Below are 784 nucleotides of genomic sequence, written 5' to 3'. Positions count from 1 at the left end.
CCTGCAACGACTGGTGAGCGCGGTAGCCCGCCAACAACCCAGGCTGAGCTGGGCGGCCGGCGACCGCCCCGACGGGACCACTGTGCTGGTGACCGATCTGGCCAGCGGCTGGATCCCGCCCGGCATCGACCTGCCGGCCGCAGTCACGCTGCTCGACCCCGCCTACCGCCGCGGCGATCTGCACACCCTGCTGGGCGCAGTCACCGTCGCCGCCAGCTACACCCCGATCCACTACCTGCCCGACCCCGCCGATGAGGAGCCGGTGCCAACCTCGCCGCGGCCCCGGCACGCACCCGACGTCGAAGAACTGGGCTGGGAGCTGAACCACGCCACCCACTGGCGCGACGGACTGTCACAGCTCGCGCACACGTTGGCCAAAGCCGCCTCCCGCGGTACCGGGGTGCTCGAATCCGAAATCGACCTACTGCACGGGCAGCTGGCCGATGTCGGCATGCAGATCCTCGACAGCTACCCCGATCATGTCGACCCAGACCGGGTCGGCGATTGGCAATTGTTGGCTGCGATCGACGCCTTGGCGGCCGGGGATCGAGCGGTCGCCAATTACCACCTGGCCTGGTTCTTGGCCTGCAATTCCACTGCGGCGCAAGGCAGTAGGTGACCTCGGCACACCACGTCGGCTGACTTCACCACGCCTTGGCGATGTCCCCATGCTGAAGTATCCAGGCGTGCATGGCGATCCCGGCGGCAACCGCGACGTTGATGCTGCGGGTCGAGCCGAACTGCGCGATCGACACGGTCAGCGCGGCGCCCGCCTGCGCCTCGT

General features: G+C 68.8%; 1 protein-coding gene and 1 pseudogene. One reads left to right on the top strand and one right to left on the bottom strand.

Annotation, left to right across the window (positions count from 1 at the left end; all coding sequences use genetic code 11):
* Positions 1 to 619 (top strand): DUF5631 domain-containing protein (locus F6Q13_RS18390; protein WP_293059605.1); only part of this gene is annotated, 619 nt, incomplete at its 5' end.
* Positions 620 to 644: 25 nt separating this feature from the next.
* Here F6Q13_RS18390 and F6Q13_RS18385 read toward each other — a convergent pair.
* Positions 645 to 784, bottom strand: a pseudogene (locus tag F6Q13_RS18385) (RNA methyltransferase); the annotation flags it as partial.

Source organism: Mycobacterium sp., from assembly GCF_008709575.1.
GTDB lineage: Bacteria > Actinomycetota > Actinomycetes > Mycobacteriales > Mycobacteriaceae > Mycobacterium.
Note: the sequence above shows the minus strand (reverse complement) of the source record. Positions and strands in the feature narration are given on the sequence as shown.